Origin of the sequence: Fibrobacter sp. UWCM (assembly GCF_900129735.1) — a bacterium.
GTDB lineage: Bacteria > Fibrobacterota > Fibrobacteria > Fibrobacterales > Fibrobacteraceae > Fibrobacter.
The window spans coordinates 60,296-76,592 of sequence record NZ_FQWR01000015.1 but is presented as its reverse complement, the minus strand read 5'-3'; the positions used below and the strand labels follow the sequence as shown (position 1 = coordinate 76,592).

The following is a 16,297-nucleotide window of genomic DNA, read 5'->3' as shown; positions in this document are numbered from 1 at the left end:
AAATTCTTTACTGAGATAGGACTAAATCACTTTTTTTAGGCATTTAGTCCTATGATTTAGTGTTTTTGCGCTTCAAAGATAGGACTAAACCGGCTTTTTTTCTTGATTTGGTCCTATTTTTTGCCGATACCGTCATTTAGACATCTAGTACGTGACGATAAACTTTTCCGTCTTCCCGCGGGAGCCTGCGCGGAATCGGTACACGCCCGGCTTCATCGAGCTCTTTACGTTGTCTTCGTTGATGCAGTGCGTCGTCTTTTCGTAGGGTTCGCGCAGTACCAGATCCCCGCGGGCGTTACGAATTTCGATAAACTTCTTGGATTCCGGTAGCGGAGTAAAGCAGAGCGAGCCGTTGCCGCGCCAGGGCATGGGGAAGGCGCGAAGCGTGGAATCCATTACTATTTCGGGAATGCGTTTCGGATTGTCGAAACTGCTGAACACCCACATGATGGAATCGGCGAAGAAGGCGTCCTTGATGATGGAATCCACCGAGGCTGTGTTCTTGATTTCCCTAATGACGATCTTTTCGCCGTTGAACACAAGCGCCGTAGCCTTGCCTTTGTATTCGTCAAGGTCCGGGGTGCCGCCCAGGTAGAAGTCAAGTGAGTAGAGAGGAATGCCAGGCGTGAACTTGCCCTGGCTTTCACTTCCGTCGATAAACGTCGGGCGATTTGCGATTGCCGGAGCCCATCTTGGTTGGTCTTCGTGAATCCAGCGTGCATTGCTTACTGCGTTCGCGTTCTTTCCGGAGAGCGCTGCCGCCGTCGCGAAGTCGTGGAATAGCGAATCGCCGTCCAAGCCCCGCTTTTCAAGAATCTTCTTGAGGTTTTCCTTGAAGGGCGCATTCGGTTTGGTTTCGAAAAGTTCCCAGATTTCCTTGTCGAAGTGCTTGTCCACGTGGTTGTATAGGTACAAGTAGAGAATTACGAGGCCGTACTCGTACTCGATTGCGTCTATCGCGGTTCCGCCGTAGTTGAAGAACCTGCTGACGTACAGGAAGTAGTCGTCGATATCGGGGGCTCCGACTTCCTCGTTTCCGGCAGCGGAAGCCTCTATCCAGTAAGTCCAGTGATTGAACAGGTCCATGTACTGCAACTGCACGGCGTGGAACATCTCGTGGTATATGGTGACCTGGATGCCCTTGGCGAACTCCTTGTTGTAGGAGTACTGGTAGGCTGTGCTGTTTTGCTCTACGGTTGAGGTGGGGTAGGTGCAGGTCTTTTCGTCCCGCACGATTGAACTTGTGGCGGTCGCGTTTTCCGGCACGTACTTGAAATCGTTGTCGATGATTATCTCGGACTTGTGGTAATCTTTGGGGCTCGGGTATGTCACTCCGTAACAACCGTTGCAGGCGTCTGCCTTGAGCACGCTTCTCGGGTCGCGGAGAAAGTCTATTTCGGCGACTTCGACGGGGTAGAGCCCGGCCTTCACGGGCATCTGGTAGTGACTCGTGGTGTCGATGCCCTGCGGTGCGCGCATTTTCATGGTTTTCGTGTGGAACGTCAGCGCATTTTCGAGCGTTACGGCGAGCGAGTCTACAAATTCGGGCCTGGTTGCGTGCGGGCCTATACCCAGCGTGTAGAATATCTGGAAGTGTTCCGTTTCGCGGGTATAGACGCTGTCGTAGTATTCGCGTGCATCGCAGTTCCTGAATCGGAGTGCTGCGGCGGGGTGCAATACGGATTTTTGCCTGCTGTTCTGGTGCGCGAAGGCCATGCCGCATTTCTGTGCCTGTGCGGGCGCAATCGCTGTAGCAAGGATTGTCACGGTCAAAAGTAGAACTTTGTATATGGAGGGGAGGGAACTAGCGTGCATTCTCTAGAACCTCCTTCGCTTTCAAAACAACGTTGTCCGGAACTACGAGTGCCTTCTGGTGGCGCGGCTTGATGGTGGCGTCCACGATGAGCGGGGCGTCTATCGCCCAGTGCTTCTGCACAAAGCGTTCGTTCAGTCCGTAGATGTCTTGAGCGGGGTCGGAACGCGTGAACGTTAGCCACAGGAAATCGTCCAGGCTCTTTTGCGAGTCGCCCCCGATGGTGGAGGTGTCGTTCACGATACTCACCCACGGGTAGTTTTCGCGGTATTCCCAGCATGCAAGGGCGTCGCGGAGCTGCGCGATGTTTTCGGGAGCGGGGTGGGCGCCGTTTTCGCCCGGATTGCCCGCGTCGCCGTTTAATTCGGTGGTGCGCTCGGCGGCACTTGAACCGCCGTTCCATTGCACGGCGAGCACGCCCTTCATCGCAATTTTCGCGTTGCAGAAGCCCGCGGGCAGTTTAAGCCCGTCGAGATCGGCGCGGTTGTCGCGCAGTTCCCTGCGCTTGATGCCTGCCGCGGCAATCACGAGCTTGGAACCGTGATTGAGTCGCGTTCCCGTGTAGTCGAGCGTGTCGATGAAGGTGGAGGTCTGGAAGTGCAAGTCCCGCGCGAAGTCTGCGCGCTCGAGCACGTGCGCGAAGAATGCCGGAATGTCGCGGGCATCCAGCGCCCCGGAGGCGTTTTTTGCCTCGCGAACATCCTGTGCCCTGCGAACATCCTGTGCCCTGCGAGCATCCTGATTTTTGCCGTCGGGTCGTTTAATGCCGACGGGTTGTTTAATGCCGACGGGTTGTTTAATGCCGGACGCATCGGCGCCCGCGGATAGTTTAACGCCGGCATCTTCCTTTGCGGCCACCATCAGGTACTTCGCGAGTGACACTTGGTTGAATCCGAGCAGCGCGTTGGCCGTCTTCAGGAGCTCGAGAGGCTCGCGTTCCTCGGGCCTGATGTAGGGTATAAAGTTTTCCTTCGCAATGGCGAGGCACAGCGGGTGCACTCCCGATGCGTCGACCGCGTGGACTGCCTCTACGCCCGGGAGCGACGAGGGGACCATCGGCCGGGTAATGTCGTGTATGAACTCGCCGAAAATCGTGTCTTCTTTCGGGGGCCTACCTACGGAGGTGAACGGGTAAATCGCGTTCTTCTTGCAGAGTACCTTCTTCACTTTCAGGTAGGGGAAGAGGTGCTTGCCGGAGTAGTAGCCCACGTGGTCGCCAAATGGCCCCTCGGGCTTGAGTTCGGGTGCAACTTCTCCCAGGATGCAGAAGTCCGCATCGCTCGAGACGATGTAGCCCTCGTGCATAAAGTAGCGGAAACGCCGCCCGCCGAGCATTCCGGCGAAGGTAAGTTCCGAAAGATCCTCGGGCATGGGCATCACTGCGGCGACGGTATGTGCGGGCGGCCCGCCCAGGAACACGCTCACCTTGAGCGAGCGGCCTTCCTCGATGGCCTTCCGGTGGTGCCGTGCGATGTCGCGGTTAATCTGGTAGTGGATGCCGCATTCGTCGGGGGCAAAGTCGTTCCCCGCAATCTGCACGCGATACATGCCGAGGTTCGCGGTGAGAATCTTCGCGCCGTCACTCGGGAGTGTCGCCACCTGCGGGAGCGTGAGGAACGGCCCGCCGTCTTCGGGCCAGCCTACGATTTGCGGGAGGTCGGCGAGCGTGCATTCCTCGAAGTCGCGGATGCTGCCCGAACACCTGGGGAGCGAGCGTATGCCCGCTTTTGCCGCGCGTAACAACGTGGCGGGGCCAGCATGCCTAAAGAATTCTGCGGGGTTGGACTTGAACAGGACTGCGGTCTTTGTGCTTTCGAGAGTATCCCGGAACAGGAATTCCATGCGCTCGCGGGTCCCGAAGATGTTGCATGCCGCCTGGAACCTGCTCCCTTTCACCTTCTCGAAAAGCAGCGCCGGCCCCTTGCTGTCGAATGCCTGACGTGCAATTTCCGCCATCTCCAAGTAGGGGTCCACCTCTTCGCGGATACGCCTGAGCATGCCTGCCTTTTCCAGGTCAAGCAGCGCTTGTTCCAGTGAGGAATACATGGCGGAACCCCCGGTGCGGGCTTAACCCGCCGTGGCACCCAGGTCGAGCGATTCGAATGCCTGCGTCTTCTTTTGGGATTCTACGGAAAGGACTATGTCGCGCGTGTCCTTGCGGGCGTATATCCCGTAAACTACGCTTGCGTTAGCCATTATGCTCGCAAAAGTCTCTTCGGGGATGTTCGTGAACCCCTGGAACGAGAATTCGTCGTAGCAGGCGGTCATGTGCCCTTCGGGTACGAACTTGTGGCTGGCGGTGAACCCGCGGAACGGGCCTTGGCCCAGCCGCACCGTCACCTGGTTGTCCTTGACCGAACTGATGATGCCGGTCCACCTGATGACCCTGAAGCCGAACTGCAGCTGGTACTTGATTGTTGCACCGGCGGCAAGTTCTTTAGGGAATATGTAATGGAGAAGCGGGCTCTTGCCGATAGTCAAGTTCAGGGGAGCATATTGAAGCGTTTCCAATACATTCGGAAGCGAGAACTCTTGCCATGACGTTTGACTGAACTGCACCATACGTTAGTTAATTTAGCAAAAAAAGCGCGAAAGTGAACGAAAAATCTGTAAATTGCTCAAATTAGGCAAAAATGGCCTAAAACTATGCCGGCTCGAACATGTCGATGCGCTTCTTGTGCTTGCCGCCCATGAATTCCGTCTCGAGGAACTTGGTCGCGAAAACTTCGCACTGCGCGTAGGCGATGATGCGTGCCCCCATGCAGAGAACGTTCGCGTCGTTGTGGAGGCGCGTGAATTCGCAGGAGGTGAGGTCGCCGACGACTGCCGCGCGGATGCCCTTGTGCTTGTTGGCGGCCATGCTCATGCCGATGCCCGTACCGCAGATGAGGATACCGCAGTCCGCTTCCTTGCCGGTAATCTTGTTGCAGACCTTGTCGGCAAATATCGGGTAGTCGCACGATTCCGTAGAATCGGTGCCCATGTCGAGGACTTTGTAGCCCTTGCCTTCCAGAAACTTGACGAGTTTTTCCTTGTATTCGAAAGCGGCGTGGTCGCAGCCGATAGCGATGGTCTTGAACATGATAATTTCCCGGTTTACGAGTGGAAAAGTACGCATCTGCGAACTTTATCGGGCAATATAGATAATTCGTCGGATTATGGCTCAAAACGGTTGGGGGCCGGTGCGAAATAAATCTATTTTTGGGCCAGTTATGGGCAATCTAGAGACCGACAGCAAGTTCCTGAAGAAGGCGATGATCGTGAACGTTGTGGGGACTATCCTCAAGGTTTGCGGCCCGCTATTGACCTTTGTGATGGCGCGCATTTTTGGCGCTGCAGAATTCGGTATATTCGTTTCGGCACAGACGCTCCTCCTCACCATCGCGCACTCGGCAACCCTCGGGCTCGACAAGGGGCTTTACTGGTACCTGCCGCAGAACAAGTTGAACGGCCGCCCTGCACACGATGGCATCATGGAATCGTTCTGGATTGCCGCCGCCATCGCGCTATTCTGCACCGGCGTGATTTTCGTGGGGTCGTTTACCCCGTATATCTCGAATGAACTCCCGTGGTACGCGGTCTCGCTCCTGTTCTACGTGGGCACGTACGTTTTCAGTACTGCTTCCGAAGGCAACCGCCGTCCGCAGAATGCCGTGTTCGTGAATTCGTTCCTGACGGTGACGCTCGCGCCCGCGACTTCCATCGCGCTCCACTTCATGGGAATCCCGCATGCGCTCCCGCTGGGCCTGCTGGTGGGGCAGGTGGTGGGCTTCTGCGTGCACTTTGTGCTGGTGCGCCGCCAGTTCCCCGAGATGCCCATGAATCCGGGCAAGCTCGTGTCGAAGGGCCTGCTGCTCTACTCGCTCCCGCTCGGGTTCGGCGAGTTTGTTTCCTCGTTCCTCACGCGCTCTAGCCTCTGGCTGGTGATGCTCTTCCTCGGGCCCGAGAAGGCGGGTGCCTACGGTATCATGGTCACCATCTCGAACGCCCTCCAGACAATCCGCGTGGGGTTCACTCCTATCCTCACTCCGGTTGTCGCGGGTATGGACAAGGAGCGCCTCAAGACCGATCTCAAGCCTGTCTACAGCTACTGCGTGTTCATGGTTACCTTCATCCAGTTGCTTATCGGGTTCTTCATCGTGCTGTTCCCGGGCGAAATTCTTTCTATCGCGGGCAAGGACTTCATCGTGCAGCCCGAGGCGCTCGGGATTCTCCTGCTGGTGCATCTCGTCGCGGGCTTTGGCGGCATGTCCATCGTGGTGTTGAACGGCATGGGCAAGAGCCTGTACTCCCTGATTATGGACGTGATTTCGCTGGGCGTGGCTCTTGCGCTCGGGTACTTCCTGATTCCTGCGCTCGGGCTCGTGGGTGCGGCCCTCTCGATGCTCGGCTACAACATCATGGCGATTATCTGCAACAACATCTACCTTATCAAGATGGGCTACAGGCCATATTCCGTACGGCTTGTGTCGCAGGTCGCATGGATTGTGGGATTGATTACTTTCTATGTAATGCTCAACGTGAAACAGCCGGAGCTTTCGCTTGTTGAAAAGGGCGGAATTTATCTGGCGGTTCTCGCGTTGCTCGGTATCTATTGGAAAATCGTGAAGAAGAAAATGGATGCCGATAGGGAAAAACTTACTAGCGGGAAGGCTGAATAATGAAGAAGATTGAACAGCAGGAATGTCGCGAAATCCAGATGTCTGTTTTGGACGAGATTGACCGCATTTGCAAGGAAAACAACCTGAAGTATAGCCTTGCCTACGGTACGCTACTCGGCGCGGTGCGCCACAAGGGCTACATTCCCTGGGACGACGACATCGATATCTGCATGTTGCGCGAAGATTACGAGAAACTCATCGCCATCCTGAAAGACAAGAATGCGGCGGGCCACAAGGAATGGCTCACGCTGGTCGACGATACCTGCGACGGCTACTTCTACCCGTTTGCAAAGGCATACGACAACCGCACTACGGTCAAGATGGAACGCCACAAGGGCGAGATGGGAATCTGGGTCGATATCTTCCCGCTGGACGGACTCCCGAAATCGAGGTTCTTCGAAAAGGCGTTCGTGCTCTACTGCAGTTTTTTGCGCGTGATTACGCTCGCCATTACGACCGACTTCAAGTCGAAGGGTTACGACGCCTGGACGCTTCTGTACAAGCGGTTCTTCTATGCGGTGGCCTGTATTGTGGGCAAAAAACGCTTCTGCCGCTATGTGGAACGCGTGATTCGCCGCTACCCGACAGCCCATTCGGGCCATGTTGCAACGCTATTCTTCGACACAAAAACCGACCGCATTCTGGACCTGGAAAAGATTGCGGAAACGGTCGACTACCCGTTCGAGAACCGCAAGTTTAGCGGTTACAGGAACTACGATTACTACCTGTCGCTCTTCTACCGCGACTACATGCAGCTTCCGCCCGAAGAAAAACGCTACAATCACGGGCTTGATGTGTGGTGGAAATAAGGAAAAATTTATATTTAAAAAGGTTTTGAATCGGGGTACAAGCCCCACAAAGGTAAAACATGAACTACTTGGACAGAAACGAATTCAACTTCAAGCCTTCGCAGAAGGTGCTCGATGCCGTCAAGAACTTTGACCCTGAACTGCTCTGCTTCTACACCCGCATCTATGACGAGGGCAAAAAGAGCATCTTCTCGGTAAAACTCAGCGAAATCTACAACGTGCCCGAAGAACAGGTGCTGCTGGGTTACGGTGGCGAAGACATCCTGAAGAACGCTGTCCATTACTACCTCATGAAGGGTGACAACAAGACCATCATGATTCCGGAATTTTCGTGGTGGTACTACAACCGCATCGCCGGTGAATGTGGCGGTTCCTTCGAGATGTACCCGCTGCACGAAAAGGAAGATACCTTCGCTTACGACGTGGACGAGGTCATTGCGCTCACCAACAAGATTCACCCGCGCATGCTCTTGCTCGCTTCGCCGAACAACCCGACGGGCAACTGCCTTACGCCGGTCGAAATCGGCCGCATCATGGAAAATATCCCGAACGATACGATGGTGCTGATTGACGAGGCTTACGCTTCCTTTATCACGACCGATACGGCCTACATCGCTCCGCTCGTGAACAAGTATTCGAACCTGATTATTTCCCGCACGCTTTCCAAGTTCTTTGGACTTCCGGGACTGCGCATGGGCTTTGGTTTTATGGGCAAGGGGCACGAATCGTTCTTGAGCTACGCCAACAAGTACCTGGGCTACAACCGCTTTAGCGAAGCGGTGGCCATGGCCGCCATCGAAAGCGAAGATCACTACCGCAAGGTCGCCGACGAAATGGAATGGGACCGCCAGCTGTTCAAGAAGGAACTTGGCAACCTCCCGGGGTTCAAGGTGTACAAGAGCGTTGCGAACTTCATCCTTATCAAGTACCCGACCCGCATCAAGGAAGCCTTGCAGAAGGCGATGGCCGAACAGGATTACAAGATCAAGTTCATGAGCGACAAGGGCCTGGAAGACTGCCTGCGCATTACGCTTGGCCGTAAGGAACAGATTCAGGTGGTGGTCGACACCATCAAGCGTTGTGCTGCCGTATGATTGCCGTAATTCTTGCTGCCGGAATGGCGAAGCGCTTGCGCCCGCTCACCGATAACACGCCCAAGTGCCTTTTGGACGTGAAGGGCCGTTCCCTCTTGGAACGCTCCATGGATGCAATCGTGGCGTCCGGCGTTCGCGATTTCGTGATTGTGACGGGTTATCTGAACCACTTGATTGAAGATTTCGTGAAGAACCATTACGGCGATTCCATTCGCGTGACCTTCATTCACAATGCGCTCTACGATTCCACGAACAACATCTATTCGCTGTGGCTTGCAGGCCAGGCTGTCGCGGGCAAGGAATTCCTGCTGCTCGATAGCGACCTGCTTTACGATCCGCAGATTGTAAAGAACGTGCTTGCATCCAAGGCGGCGAACGTGCTTACGCTCATCCGTCATGAGCTGGGCGAAGAAGAGATGAAGGTGGTGCTTGGTGCCGACGGGAACATTTCCGAAATCAGCAAGACGTGCTCCCCGAAGGCTGCTGCAGGCGAAAGCCTCGGCATCGAGAAGATCGGGGCGGCCTATTCTACCGCCCTCTATGCCGAACTTGAAAAGATGATGAACGTGGAGCATTTGGAAAACACGTTCTACGAACTCGCCTTTGAGCGCCTGATTCCGCAGGGCCATACCTACACCGTGTGGGATGCCTCGGACTATTTCTCGTGCGAGCTCGATACGGTAGAAGATTTTGAAAACGCGAAGTCCACGATTCCGCTGGACTAGCAAGATTGATTGGGGGATGTAATCCATGACCAAGTACCTTTTTGTCCTGACCAGTTCCCCGAAGGATTTTTTCTGTGAACAGACGCTGGTAGCCATCGCCTCCTTGCGGGTGCATAACCCGGGCGCCTTCGTGACGCTCCTGACCGACGACAAGACGGCTGCGACCCTCACCGGCCCGCGCGCGGCTCTGAAGGACGCGGTTGACGAACTGAAGGTGCTGACCCTCGACGAAAAGTTTACGCTCATGTTGCGTTCCCGCTACCTCAAGACGGTCATGCGCAATGTGGTCGACGGTGACTTCCTGTACATGGATTCCGACATTGCGATTGTGGGCGACCTCTCGATTCCCGAAGAATGGAAGGGCGGCATCTATGCGGTGCTCGATTTCCATACGAATCTTTCGAAGGCGATTAACCGCAAGAAGGTCTTGAACAACGCGAAGATGATGGGATTCTCGCCGATTCTGAACGACGAAATCTTTAACGGGGGAGTGATGTTTGCCGCTGACACTCCCGAAGCCCGCAAGTTCTTCGAAACCTGGCATGAACTGTGGCTCTATTGCGTGTCGAAGAACTTCCCGTACGACATGGCGAGCCTCGCCGAGACGAACTTCAAGTTTAATTACATCACCAAGAAAATGCCCGGCGGCTGGAACTGCCAGCTGGCTTACGGCAACCGTTTCTTGCCCACTGCGAAGGTGCTGCATTTCTTCGGTTCTCGCATCATCGATACCCGCGGCCACAAGGTGCCTGCCAGCATGGACTTGTTCTTGCCCAAGATTTTGCGCAAGGACTTCTATACCAACCTGAAGAACATTCCGGTGAAGGTCAATGCCGACAAGAGCATTACCATCAACGAGTATTATGACGACGTGATTGCCCACGCCAAGGAAGAGTTTGAATTCCAGACCCGTAAGGTGGGGGCGGCTGGCGCCTACATTATCCGCAGCTACGCCTTTGCGAAGTCGCTCGCGTGGATTTACAAGAAAATGCCGTTCCTCGTGTTTCCGCTGAGAATTTTGGGAACGCTTCTCGGGAAGGATAATCGCGGGGGCTGCAAGTGAACCTGCTATTCAATCTGGTGGCGGTACAGCCGATTCATAGCGCCAAGTTCCACGGCGGCGGAAGTTACGGCGAAGTGATTTTCTGGGCGCTGGTGAAGCGTCTTTATGGCAAGGTCACTGAGCCGGTTGGTGAGCCTGCCGAACTAGCCGAAGTGGCCGATGCATCGTTGTCACTCTTTTGCGCTTACGATAGTCGCAAGTACCTGGACCCGGCGATTCTCGATGCGTGCAAAACGCAGAACATTCCCCTGTTCGATATCAGCGAAAAAACACCGCAGCAGATTATTGACGAAAACCAGATTGATACCTTCTACACGCCGCTCTATTCGCTCGAAAAGAAGTGGGCGATAGACGTGAAGGACTTCGTGTTTACCTGGCACGGCGTGCGTGCACTTGAAATGCAGTACAGCTGGGCGGGTGTAGGTTTTGCCAAGAAACTCGGGCAAAAGTTCGAGGCGCTGGTGCGTTACCGCGAAAGCTGGAAAAAGTATTTCTACAAGCCCAAGTACCAGGACTTGGCGCGGCGCATGGCGGAGTCGCTGACTTTGGGGCCGGACGGTCGCAAGGTGCGTACCATTACGGTGAGCGAGCACAGCCGCGCCTCCATCAAGGCGTTCTTCCCGGAACTCATGGACCTGGAAATTCCGGTGTTCTACAGCCCGATGACGGAATATGAACCCGAAGGTTTCTTACCGCCGGGAGTTGTCGCGAAAAAATACTTTTTGCTCACGAGCGGAGCCCGCTGGGAAAAGAATAACCTGCGCGCCGCCCGAGCGTTCGATGAACTGGTGGGCATGTATCAGTCACAGGGCAAGCCGCTTGACATGAAGATGGTCATTACCGGCGCTACGAATGCGCGTGCCTACCTGCGCCACCTCAAGCACAAGGACCGCTTTGTGCTTCTTGGCTATGTGGAAAACAAGGAACTGGAATTCTTGCACCAGAATGCGTATGCGTTCGTGTTCCCGAGTTTGAACGAGGGCTTTGGTTACCCGCCGGTGCAATCCATGCGCTATGGCGTACCCGTAGCGGCGAGTGGCACGACTTCCATTCCCGAGGTCTGCGGCGATGCGGTGCTGTTCTTTGACCCGTATTCCGTGAGCGAAATCAAGAACCGCCTGGTGCAACTGCTCGACGCCCGCATCTATGCGGATTTTGCAGAACGCGCCCCGAAACGCTACGCGCAGGTTCACGCCCGCCAGGCCGAGGATTTGGAAAAGGCTGTAGATTTTATATTGAAACGTTGATTCCTGTGTCATCCCCGCGACCTGTGGTGAGCGAAGTCGAACCAAGGCGGGGATCTTCCTTTGTTTTTGCCTATGCGTCTGATTGATAAAATAATTTCTTGTTTAAAGAACCCCTTCCTCGCAATGGCGCTCATTGCCCTGCTGGTGCAGAGCGTGCTATTGATTTTCTTTTATAGTCTGCCCGACCCGCTGGGGCTCTCGATGGCCGAAATGTTCGAGGGCAAGACCCTCTGGCAGATTTTCATGGCGTTCGGCGCGGTGCTTGCCATGGCGGGCCTCTTCGGATTTGCGCGCGCTCCCCGCGGGCTTGCCGTCTTTTATGCGCTCTACTTCTTTATTGCAGTCGCGGACTACGATGTTTTTCGTTTTTCGCACCAGCGCCTTTCCTATTCCTTCCTGCGCACGTATTTCCACATCTCGAATATCACCGATGCCACTACGGTTTCTACGCTGGGTGGCGACCTGCTCGGGACGGTGCTCTGGGTTTCGATGGTCGTGCTCTGCTTTGCGGGTGGCTTTGCCTTTGTAGTCGCCTATACGCTCCGGCTGCGCGCACGCCGCCAGACGCTCGTGCTCGATAACCGCAATGGCGCCTGGAAGCCCGCTTCCCGTAAGGTTCCCGGCGTGATGTTTGCCGTAGGTATGGCACTCTCGCTGGTGCCGCTCGTGCTGTTCCTTACGGGCACGCGCGGGTGGATTGAAATCCCGGTGACGCACACGAAGGTGGATATGCGGTTTACGCTCGGCAAGCATACGCTTACGGCGCCCATCCTGCACATTGCCGCGGTCGAGACTTTCGAGTTCATTCATGACAACGCGAAGATTACCGAGGAACTTGTCGGCGATTTGGATGCCTTCTTGCCGAAGAACTTTGCGGCGGGTCGCAGCGATGCCCTGGAACTCCCGATGTACCGTAGCGCTCCGGCTCATGAATACAGGGCGAAAAAGCCCTACAACATCGTGTTCATCATGGGCGAATCGTTCAAGGGCCGTATATTCAACAAGATGCTCGAAGGCGATACCGCCGTGGCGCCGAACATCTGGAAACTTGCAAATGGCGCTTACTTCGAAAAGGATTCCGCCGGCAATGCGCAGGGAGGAGCCCTATGGTTCAAGAACGCCTTTAGCGGCGGCTACCCGACGGTGCGCGGCACGATGGCGACCTACATGGGGTTCCCCTCGCACCCGAACCGCGACGTGCCTAGTTTCTATGCGGCGAACAAGTTCAAGGGCTGGCCCGAATTCCTGACAAACTATCAGCGGGCGTATGTGACGGTTTCGAACCCGATTTTCGACCACACTTTGCCCTTTATCGAGAAGTTCTTCGATAAGGATTGGCACCTGATAGGCGAGGAGAAGGTGGAAGGTACTGCGGATAGTTTGGGCGTGGATCTCGCGATTGACGTGCTCAGGAAAATGCCGGCAGATAGGCCGTGGGAACTTTCATTCAACACGATTTCTTCGCATATTCCGTTCTACGGTTATCCCGATGTGTATGCCGCAAAACCGGACGACGCGATGGCGCGTTACAGGAACGCGGTTCGCTATACCGACCAGCAACTCGGGCGATTCTTCGAAGCTCTCTCCGCCCGCCCCGATTTCGGGAATACGGTTGTCTTTATCCTGGGGGACCACGACACTCCCGTGGATTCCGTGGATTACATGGTCCCGCAACCGCTCGGGCTTTCCGCATCGCAGATTTTCATCGGGATTTTCTCGGCGGATACCGCGCTCCTTAACGGGCTTACCGTTCGCGAGGATGTCGCGTCGCAACTGGATTTAGGTCCGACCATCTTTGACCTTGCGCAGGTGCGTGAACCGAATCATTTCTGGGGTTATGACTTGCTCGCTCAGGAGCGCCCTGCAGAACAGCCGTCAGTATTCTTCTCGCAGAACGCCTACTACCTCGGGTTTCGCGACCACGTTCTTACCGGAGGCCTCGAGAACGAGGACGTTTACCGAGCAGGCACGGGAGGCGAATCCCCGTATGCGCTCACGACGGATGCAAGCGACCTTGCCTGGAAAAAGAAGGCGGTGGGTGCCGCCAGAGTCGTTCGTTCTGTGCTCCGCAACGACATCATGATGCCGTAGGGTAGAACCCCCTATCGCCAGTATTTGACCGATTATCAATAACTTGCGCCGCATACCGTGCCGTATGCGGCCCTTTTTATTATATTGCCTTTTATGGCTAACAAGAAATCACTTCCCGAAAGATTTTCCAATTGGTACATTCCGCTGATTTGCAGGCACCAGTACAAGGCACTTGCCTTCTACCTGATTTTGGCGGTTCTTTTTGCGGTTCCCATTCTCTTTAAGCCGGGCCTTAAGCTAGATGCCGACCTTTCGCACCTGCTGCCCGAGGGCACCCCGAGCGTGAAGGCTCTCGAGGAATCGTACCAGCGTTTCGGTTCCACCGACAAGTTCATGATTGCCATCCAGAGCGAAGACGTGAACCTGGTGGTGGCCCTGCAGGATTCCATTGCCGATTACATCCACAAGAACTGGCAGGGTGACTTCGTTTCTACCCAGGTCGATAACGACAACCAGTTTTTCAAGGACAACGCGCTCCTTTACCTGCCGGTAAAGCACCTCGAAAATATCCGCAACAACCTTGAGGATTTGCAACTGGAAATTGGCCGCAAGAACGGCCCGCTCGTTGTGGATTTGCTGGACGACGCCTCGACTGATTCGTCCCTTCGGCAGGCTCAGGGACCTGACTCCGCGCAAGTGGCTGCGGCGCCCGCGAAAAAGGAACGCGTGTGGTTTGACGAGAACCTGCCGCAGGAACTCGGCCTCCCTGACGAGGCGGTGAGTGCCTTTGACGCATTCTTCAAGAAATCCAAGGGCGACACAATCGATGCGAAGGCCGCCTCGAACGAAGAAGTGGAATGGGATTCCAAGTCGACGATTCCTTCTGAACTCAAGAACCGCCTGATCGGTTCTCCGCGCCCGGATAGTACCGGGAAGATTCTCTACAACGGCGTGGTGAACGCGAAGCTCATCAAGCCTTCCACCGACTATGAGTTCGTGACGCATATTTTGGCCCGCACCGATTCCCTGCTTGCCTATTTCAGCAGCAAGACGTACCCGGTGCCCACACGCTTTACGGTGGAAGGCACCTACGAGGGCCTCAAGGAAGTGGATGAAGTGGCCAACGATTCCGTTTTCTCCTTCGCTATCAGCCTGGTGCTTATCATCTTCCTCACGATTTTCTTCTTCAGGAGCGTGAAGGGCCCGATTCTGGTGACTGCTTCGGTGCTGTACGCCTGCCTCCCGACGCTTGCGTTTACGGCCCTGTTCTACGGAAAGCTGAACCCGTTCACGGTGTTTGTCGCCTCCATCATTCTGGGCATCGGTATCGACTACTCGATTCACATCTTGGGAACATCGCAGAAACTTTTGCACAAATACGCCACCCTTGAAGAAGTGCTGGAACACGCCCAGAGGAAGATGCTCAAGCCCTTCTTGCTCGCAAGTTTCACGACGATTGCTGCTTTCTTGACTCTTCTCGCTGCGCACTTCCGCGGGTTCTATGAGTTCGGCGTGGTGGCCTCCGTAGGCGTATTCTTCAGCATGCTTACCTCTGTGCTTGTGCTCCCCGTCTTTATCAAGTGCATGGGTGGTATCCCGAAGGCTCCGGAAAATTCCCTGTTGCCCAAGTCCTGGGGCGAGGCGAAAATCCTCAAGTTCTTCAAGTATGCGGCCTTTGCGAGCTTTGCGCTTGGTGCAGTTTCCATTTGGTTTGCACAGGATGTGGACTTCGAACACAACCTCCGTAACCTGCGTCGCGTCTCGACGAACGTATCGGCCTCGAAGAACAAGATTTCTACGAAGGTGACGCGTGCTACGGGCAAGGCGGTAACGTCGACACCGGCCGCCGTGATGGGAAGCAAGCCCGAACAGCTCGACAAACTTTATGACACGCTGATGGTGCGCCTGCACGTGGAACACGATTCAACCCTCGGAAGTTTCCTCACCCTCAAGAGTTTCGTTCCGCCAAAAGATTCCCAGGAAGCCCGCCTCGAAATCATCGAAGAAATCCGCGACCTTGTAGAGGCCCGCGTGTTTGATCGTGCCGAGGGCGAAGATTCCGTGAATATTGCGAACCTGCGCAAGCTATCCTCTGTAGAGAAAACCTTTACCGCCGAAGATGTCCCGAGCTGGACTCTTGACCTGTTGCGAGAAAAGGACGGCAGCTATGGGAAAATCGGCTTTATCTACGGTGACTTCCCGAGCTGGGATGCCCACGCGTTGCACCGATTCCAGGAACGCTACGGCCATTGGAACTTTGACGGCGAAGACCTGCGCACGTTCTCCTCGCAGTTCATTCTTTCCGACGTGATCGACTCCGTGAAGAAGGATAGCTTCAGGCTTGCGCTGGTGATTATTCTCGTGATTTTCGGTACGCTGGTCATTTCTTTCCGCAAGCCGAAACTCTTCTTGGCAGGCTGTATTTCCTTTGGCATGGGAACACTCCTCACCCTCGGGCTTCTCGGGTTCCTCACCGACATGTTTGAATTCGGCAAGATCAGCATTTACAACGTGATTGTTATCCCGATGGCGCTCGGTATCGGAATCGACTCCACGATTCACATGATTACCTCGTGGATGAGCGACAAGAATCTGACGCTCCGTCAACTGATGGATACCACCGGCCGTAACGTGATGGCAAGTTCCACCACGACCATCGCGGGCTTTGTCGGGTTCCTGTTCACGACGCACCGCGGCCTGAAGGGCATCGGCGACCTCGCATGCATCAGCATCGCCATGTTCCTTGTCACAAGCATCATCTTTACGATGTATTTGTGCGGTGCCTGGTTGAAAAAGAAATAAATTGGTGTCATCCCCGCATAGGCGGGCGGACAGCACTTAGCACTTTAGTGCT

General features: G+C 55.1%; 12 protein-coding genes. 8 read left to right on the top strand and 4 right to left on the bottom strand.

Features of this window, described 5'->3' with window-relative positions:
* Positions 1-144 precede the first annotated feature (144 nt).
* The 4 genes from BUB22_RS10685 to rpiB form a co-directional block, all read right to left on the bottom strand.
* Entirely contained in the window at positions 145-1,815 is a 1,671-nt protein-coding gene (locus BUB22_RS10685; protein WP_139258966.1) for a hypothetical protein, read from the bottom strand.
* Positions 1,805-3,859, bottom strand: a complete 2,055-nt coding sequence (locus tag BUB22_RS16115; RefSeq protein WP_083535503.1) for a UbiD family decarboxylase — start codon at positions 3,857-3,859, stop codon at positions 1,805-1,807. The genes BUB22_RS10685 and BUB22_RS16115 overlap by 11 nt, the downstream gene beginning before the upstream one ends.
* A gap of 21 nt (positions 3,860-3,880) precedes the next feature.
* Positions 3,881-4,375: a hypothetical protein gene (locus BUB22_RS10675; RefSeq protein ID WP_143151854.1), complete on the bottom strand. Its 495-nt coding sequence runs from the start codon at positions 4,373-4,375 to the stop codon at positions 3,881-3,883.
* A gap of 82 nt (positions 4,376-4,457) precedes the next feature.
* A complete protein-coding gene (gene rpiB / locus BUB22_RS10670) occupies positions 4,458-4,895 on the bottom strand; it encodes a ribose 5-phosphate isomerase B (protein ID WP_073115128.1) in 438 nt (145 codons plus the stop codon).
* 130 nt (positions 4,896-5,025) lie between these two features.
* Here rpiB and BUB22_RS10665 point away from each other — a divergent pair, with 130 nt between their 5' ends.
* The 8 genes from BUB22_RS10665 (at position 5,026) to BUB22_RS10630 (ending at position 16,245) form a co-directional block, all read left to right on the top strand.
* Positions 5,026-6,474, top strand: a complete 1,449-nt coding sequence (locus BUB22_RS10665) for an oligosaccharide flippase family protein (protein ID WP_073115115.1) — start codon at positions 5,026-5,028, stop codon at positions 6,472-6,474.
* A complete protein-coding gene (locus BUB22_RS10660; protein WP_073115114.1) occupies positions 6,474-7,283 on the top strand; it encodes a LicD family protein in 810 nt (269 codons plus the stop codon). Before BUB22_RS10665 ends, BUB22_RS10660 begins: the two co-directional genes overlap by 1 nt.
* A 59-nt stretch (positions 7,284-7,342) precedes the next feature.
* Positions 7,343-8,377, top strand: a complete 1,035-nt coding sequence (locus BUB22_RS10655) for a pyridoxal phosphate-dependent aminotransferase (RefSeq protein WP_072808800.1) — start codon at positions 7,343-7,345, stop codon at positions 8,375-8,377.
* A complete protein-coding gene (locus tag BUB22_RS10650; protein ID WP_073115113.1) occupies positions 8,374-9,102 on the top strand; it encodes a phosphocholine cytidylyltransferase family protein in 729 nt (242 codons plus the stop codon). The genes BUB22_RS10655 and BUB22_RS10650 overlap by 4 nt, the downstream gene beginning before the upstream one ends.
* A gap of 25 nt (positions 9,103-9,127) precedes the next feature.
* On the top strand, positions 9,128-10,165 hold the full coding sequence (locus BUB22_RS10645) for a glycosyltransferase family protein (protein ID WP_073115112.1): 1,038 nt from the start codon (positions 9,128-9,130) through the stop codon (positions 10,163-10,165).
* Positions 10,162-11,412, top strand: coding sequence for a glycosyltransferase (locus tag BUB22_RS10640; protein WP_073115111.1), 1,251 nt, complete (start codon positions 10,162-10,164; stop codon positions 11,410-11,412). The genes BUB22_RS10645 and BUB22_RS10640 overlap by 4 nt, the downstream gene beginning before the upstream one ends.
* Positions 11,413-11,484: 72 nt before the next feature.
* The gene (locus BUB22_RS10635) at positions 11,485-13,503 is read left to right on the top strand and encodes an LTA synthase family protein (protein ID WP_254794724.1); all 2,019 of its coding nucleotides are present in this window, start codon (positions 11,485-11,487) and stop codon (positions 13,501-13,503) included.
* A gap of 93 nt (positions 13,504-13,596) precedes the next feature.
* The gene (locus tag BUB22_RS10630) at positions 13,597-16,245 is read left to right on the top strand and encodes an efflux RND transporter permease subunit (protein WP_073115109.1); all 2,649 of its coding nucleotides are present in this window, start codon (positions 13,597-13,599) and stop codon (positions 16,243-16,245) included.
* Positions 16,246-16,297 lie beyond the last annotated feature (52 nt).

What these genes read in the sequence shown, in the direction of transcription:
- BUB22_RS10650 (WP_073115113.1), top strand. Translation starts at nt 8,374, where the DNA reads ATGATTGCCGTAATTCTTGCTGCCGGAATGGCGAAGCGCTTGCGCCCG.
- BUB22_RS10660 (WP_073115114.1), top strand. Translation starts at nt 6,474, where the DNA reads ATGAAGAAGATTGAACAGCAGGAATGTCGCGAAATCCAGATGTCTGTT.
- BUB22_RS10655 (WP_072808800.1), top strand. Translation starts at nt 7,343, where the DNA reads ATGAACTACTTGGACAGAAACGAATTCAACTTCAAGCCTTCGCAGAAG.
- BUB22_RS16115 (WP_083535503.1), bottom strand. Translation starts at nt 3,859, where the DNA reads ATGTATTCCTCACTGGAACAAGCGCTGCTTGACCTGGAAAAGGCAGGC.
- BUB22_RS10645 (WP_073115112.1), top strand. Translation starts at nt 9,128, where the DNA reads ATGACCAAGTACCTTTTTGTCCTGACCAGTTCCCCGAAGGATTTTTTC.
- BUB22_RS10665 (WP_073115115.1), top strand. Translation starts at nt 5,026, where the DNA reads ATGGGCAATCTAGAGACCGACAGCAAGTTCCTGAAGAAGGCGATGATC.
- BUB22_RS10630 (WP_073115109.1), top strand. Translation starts at nt 13,597, where the DNA reads ATGGCTAACAAGAAATCACTTCCCGAAAGATTTTCCAATTGGTACATT.
- BUB22_RS10635 (WP_254794724.1), top strand. Translation starts at nt 11,485, where the DNA reads ATGCGTCTGATTGATAAAATAATTTCTTGTTTAAAGAACCCCTTCCTC.
- rpiB (WP_073115128.1), bottom strand. Translation starts at nt 4,895, where the DNA reads ATGTTCAAGACCATCGCTATCGGCTGCGACCACGCCGCTTTCGAATAC.
- BUB22_RS10685 (WP_139258966.1), bottom strand. Translation starts at nt 1,815, where the DNA reads ATGCACGCTAGTTCCCTCCCCTCCATATACAAAGTTCTACTTTTGACC.
- BUB22_RS10675 (WP_143151854.1), bottom strand. Translation starts at nt 4,375, where the DNA reads ATGGTGCAGTTCAGTCAAACGTCATGGCAAGAGTTCTCGCTTCCGAAT.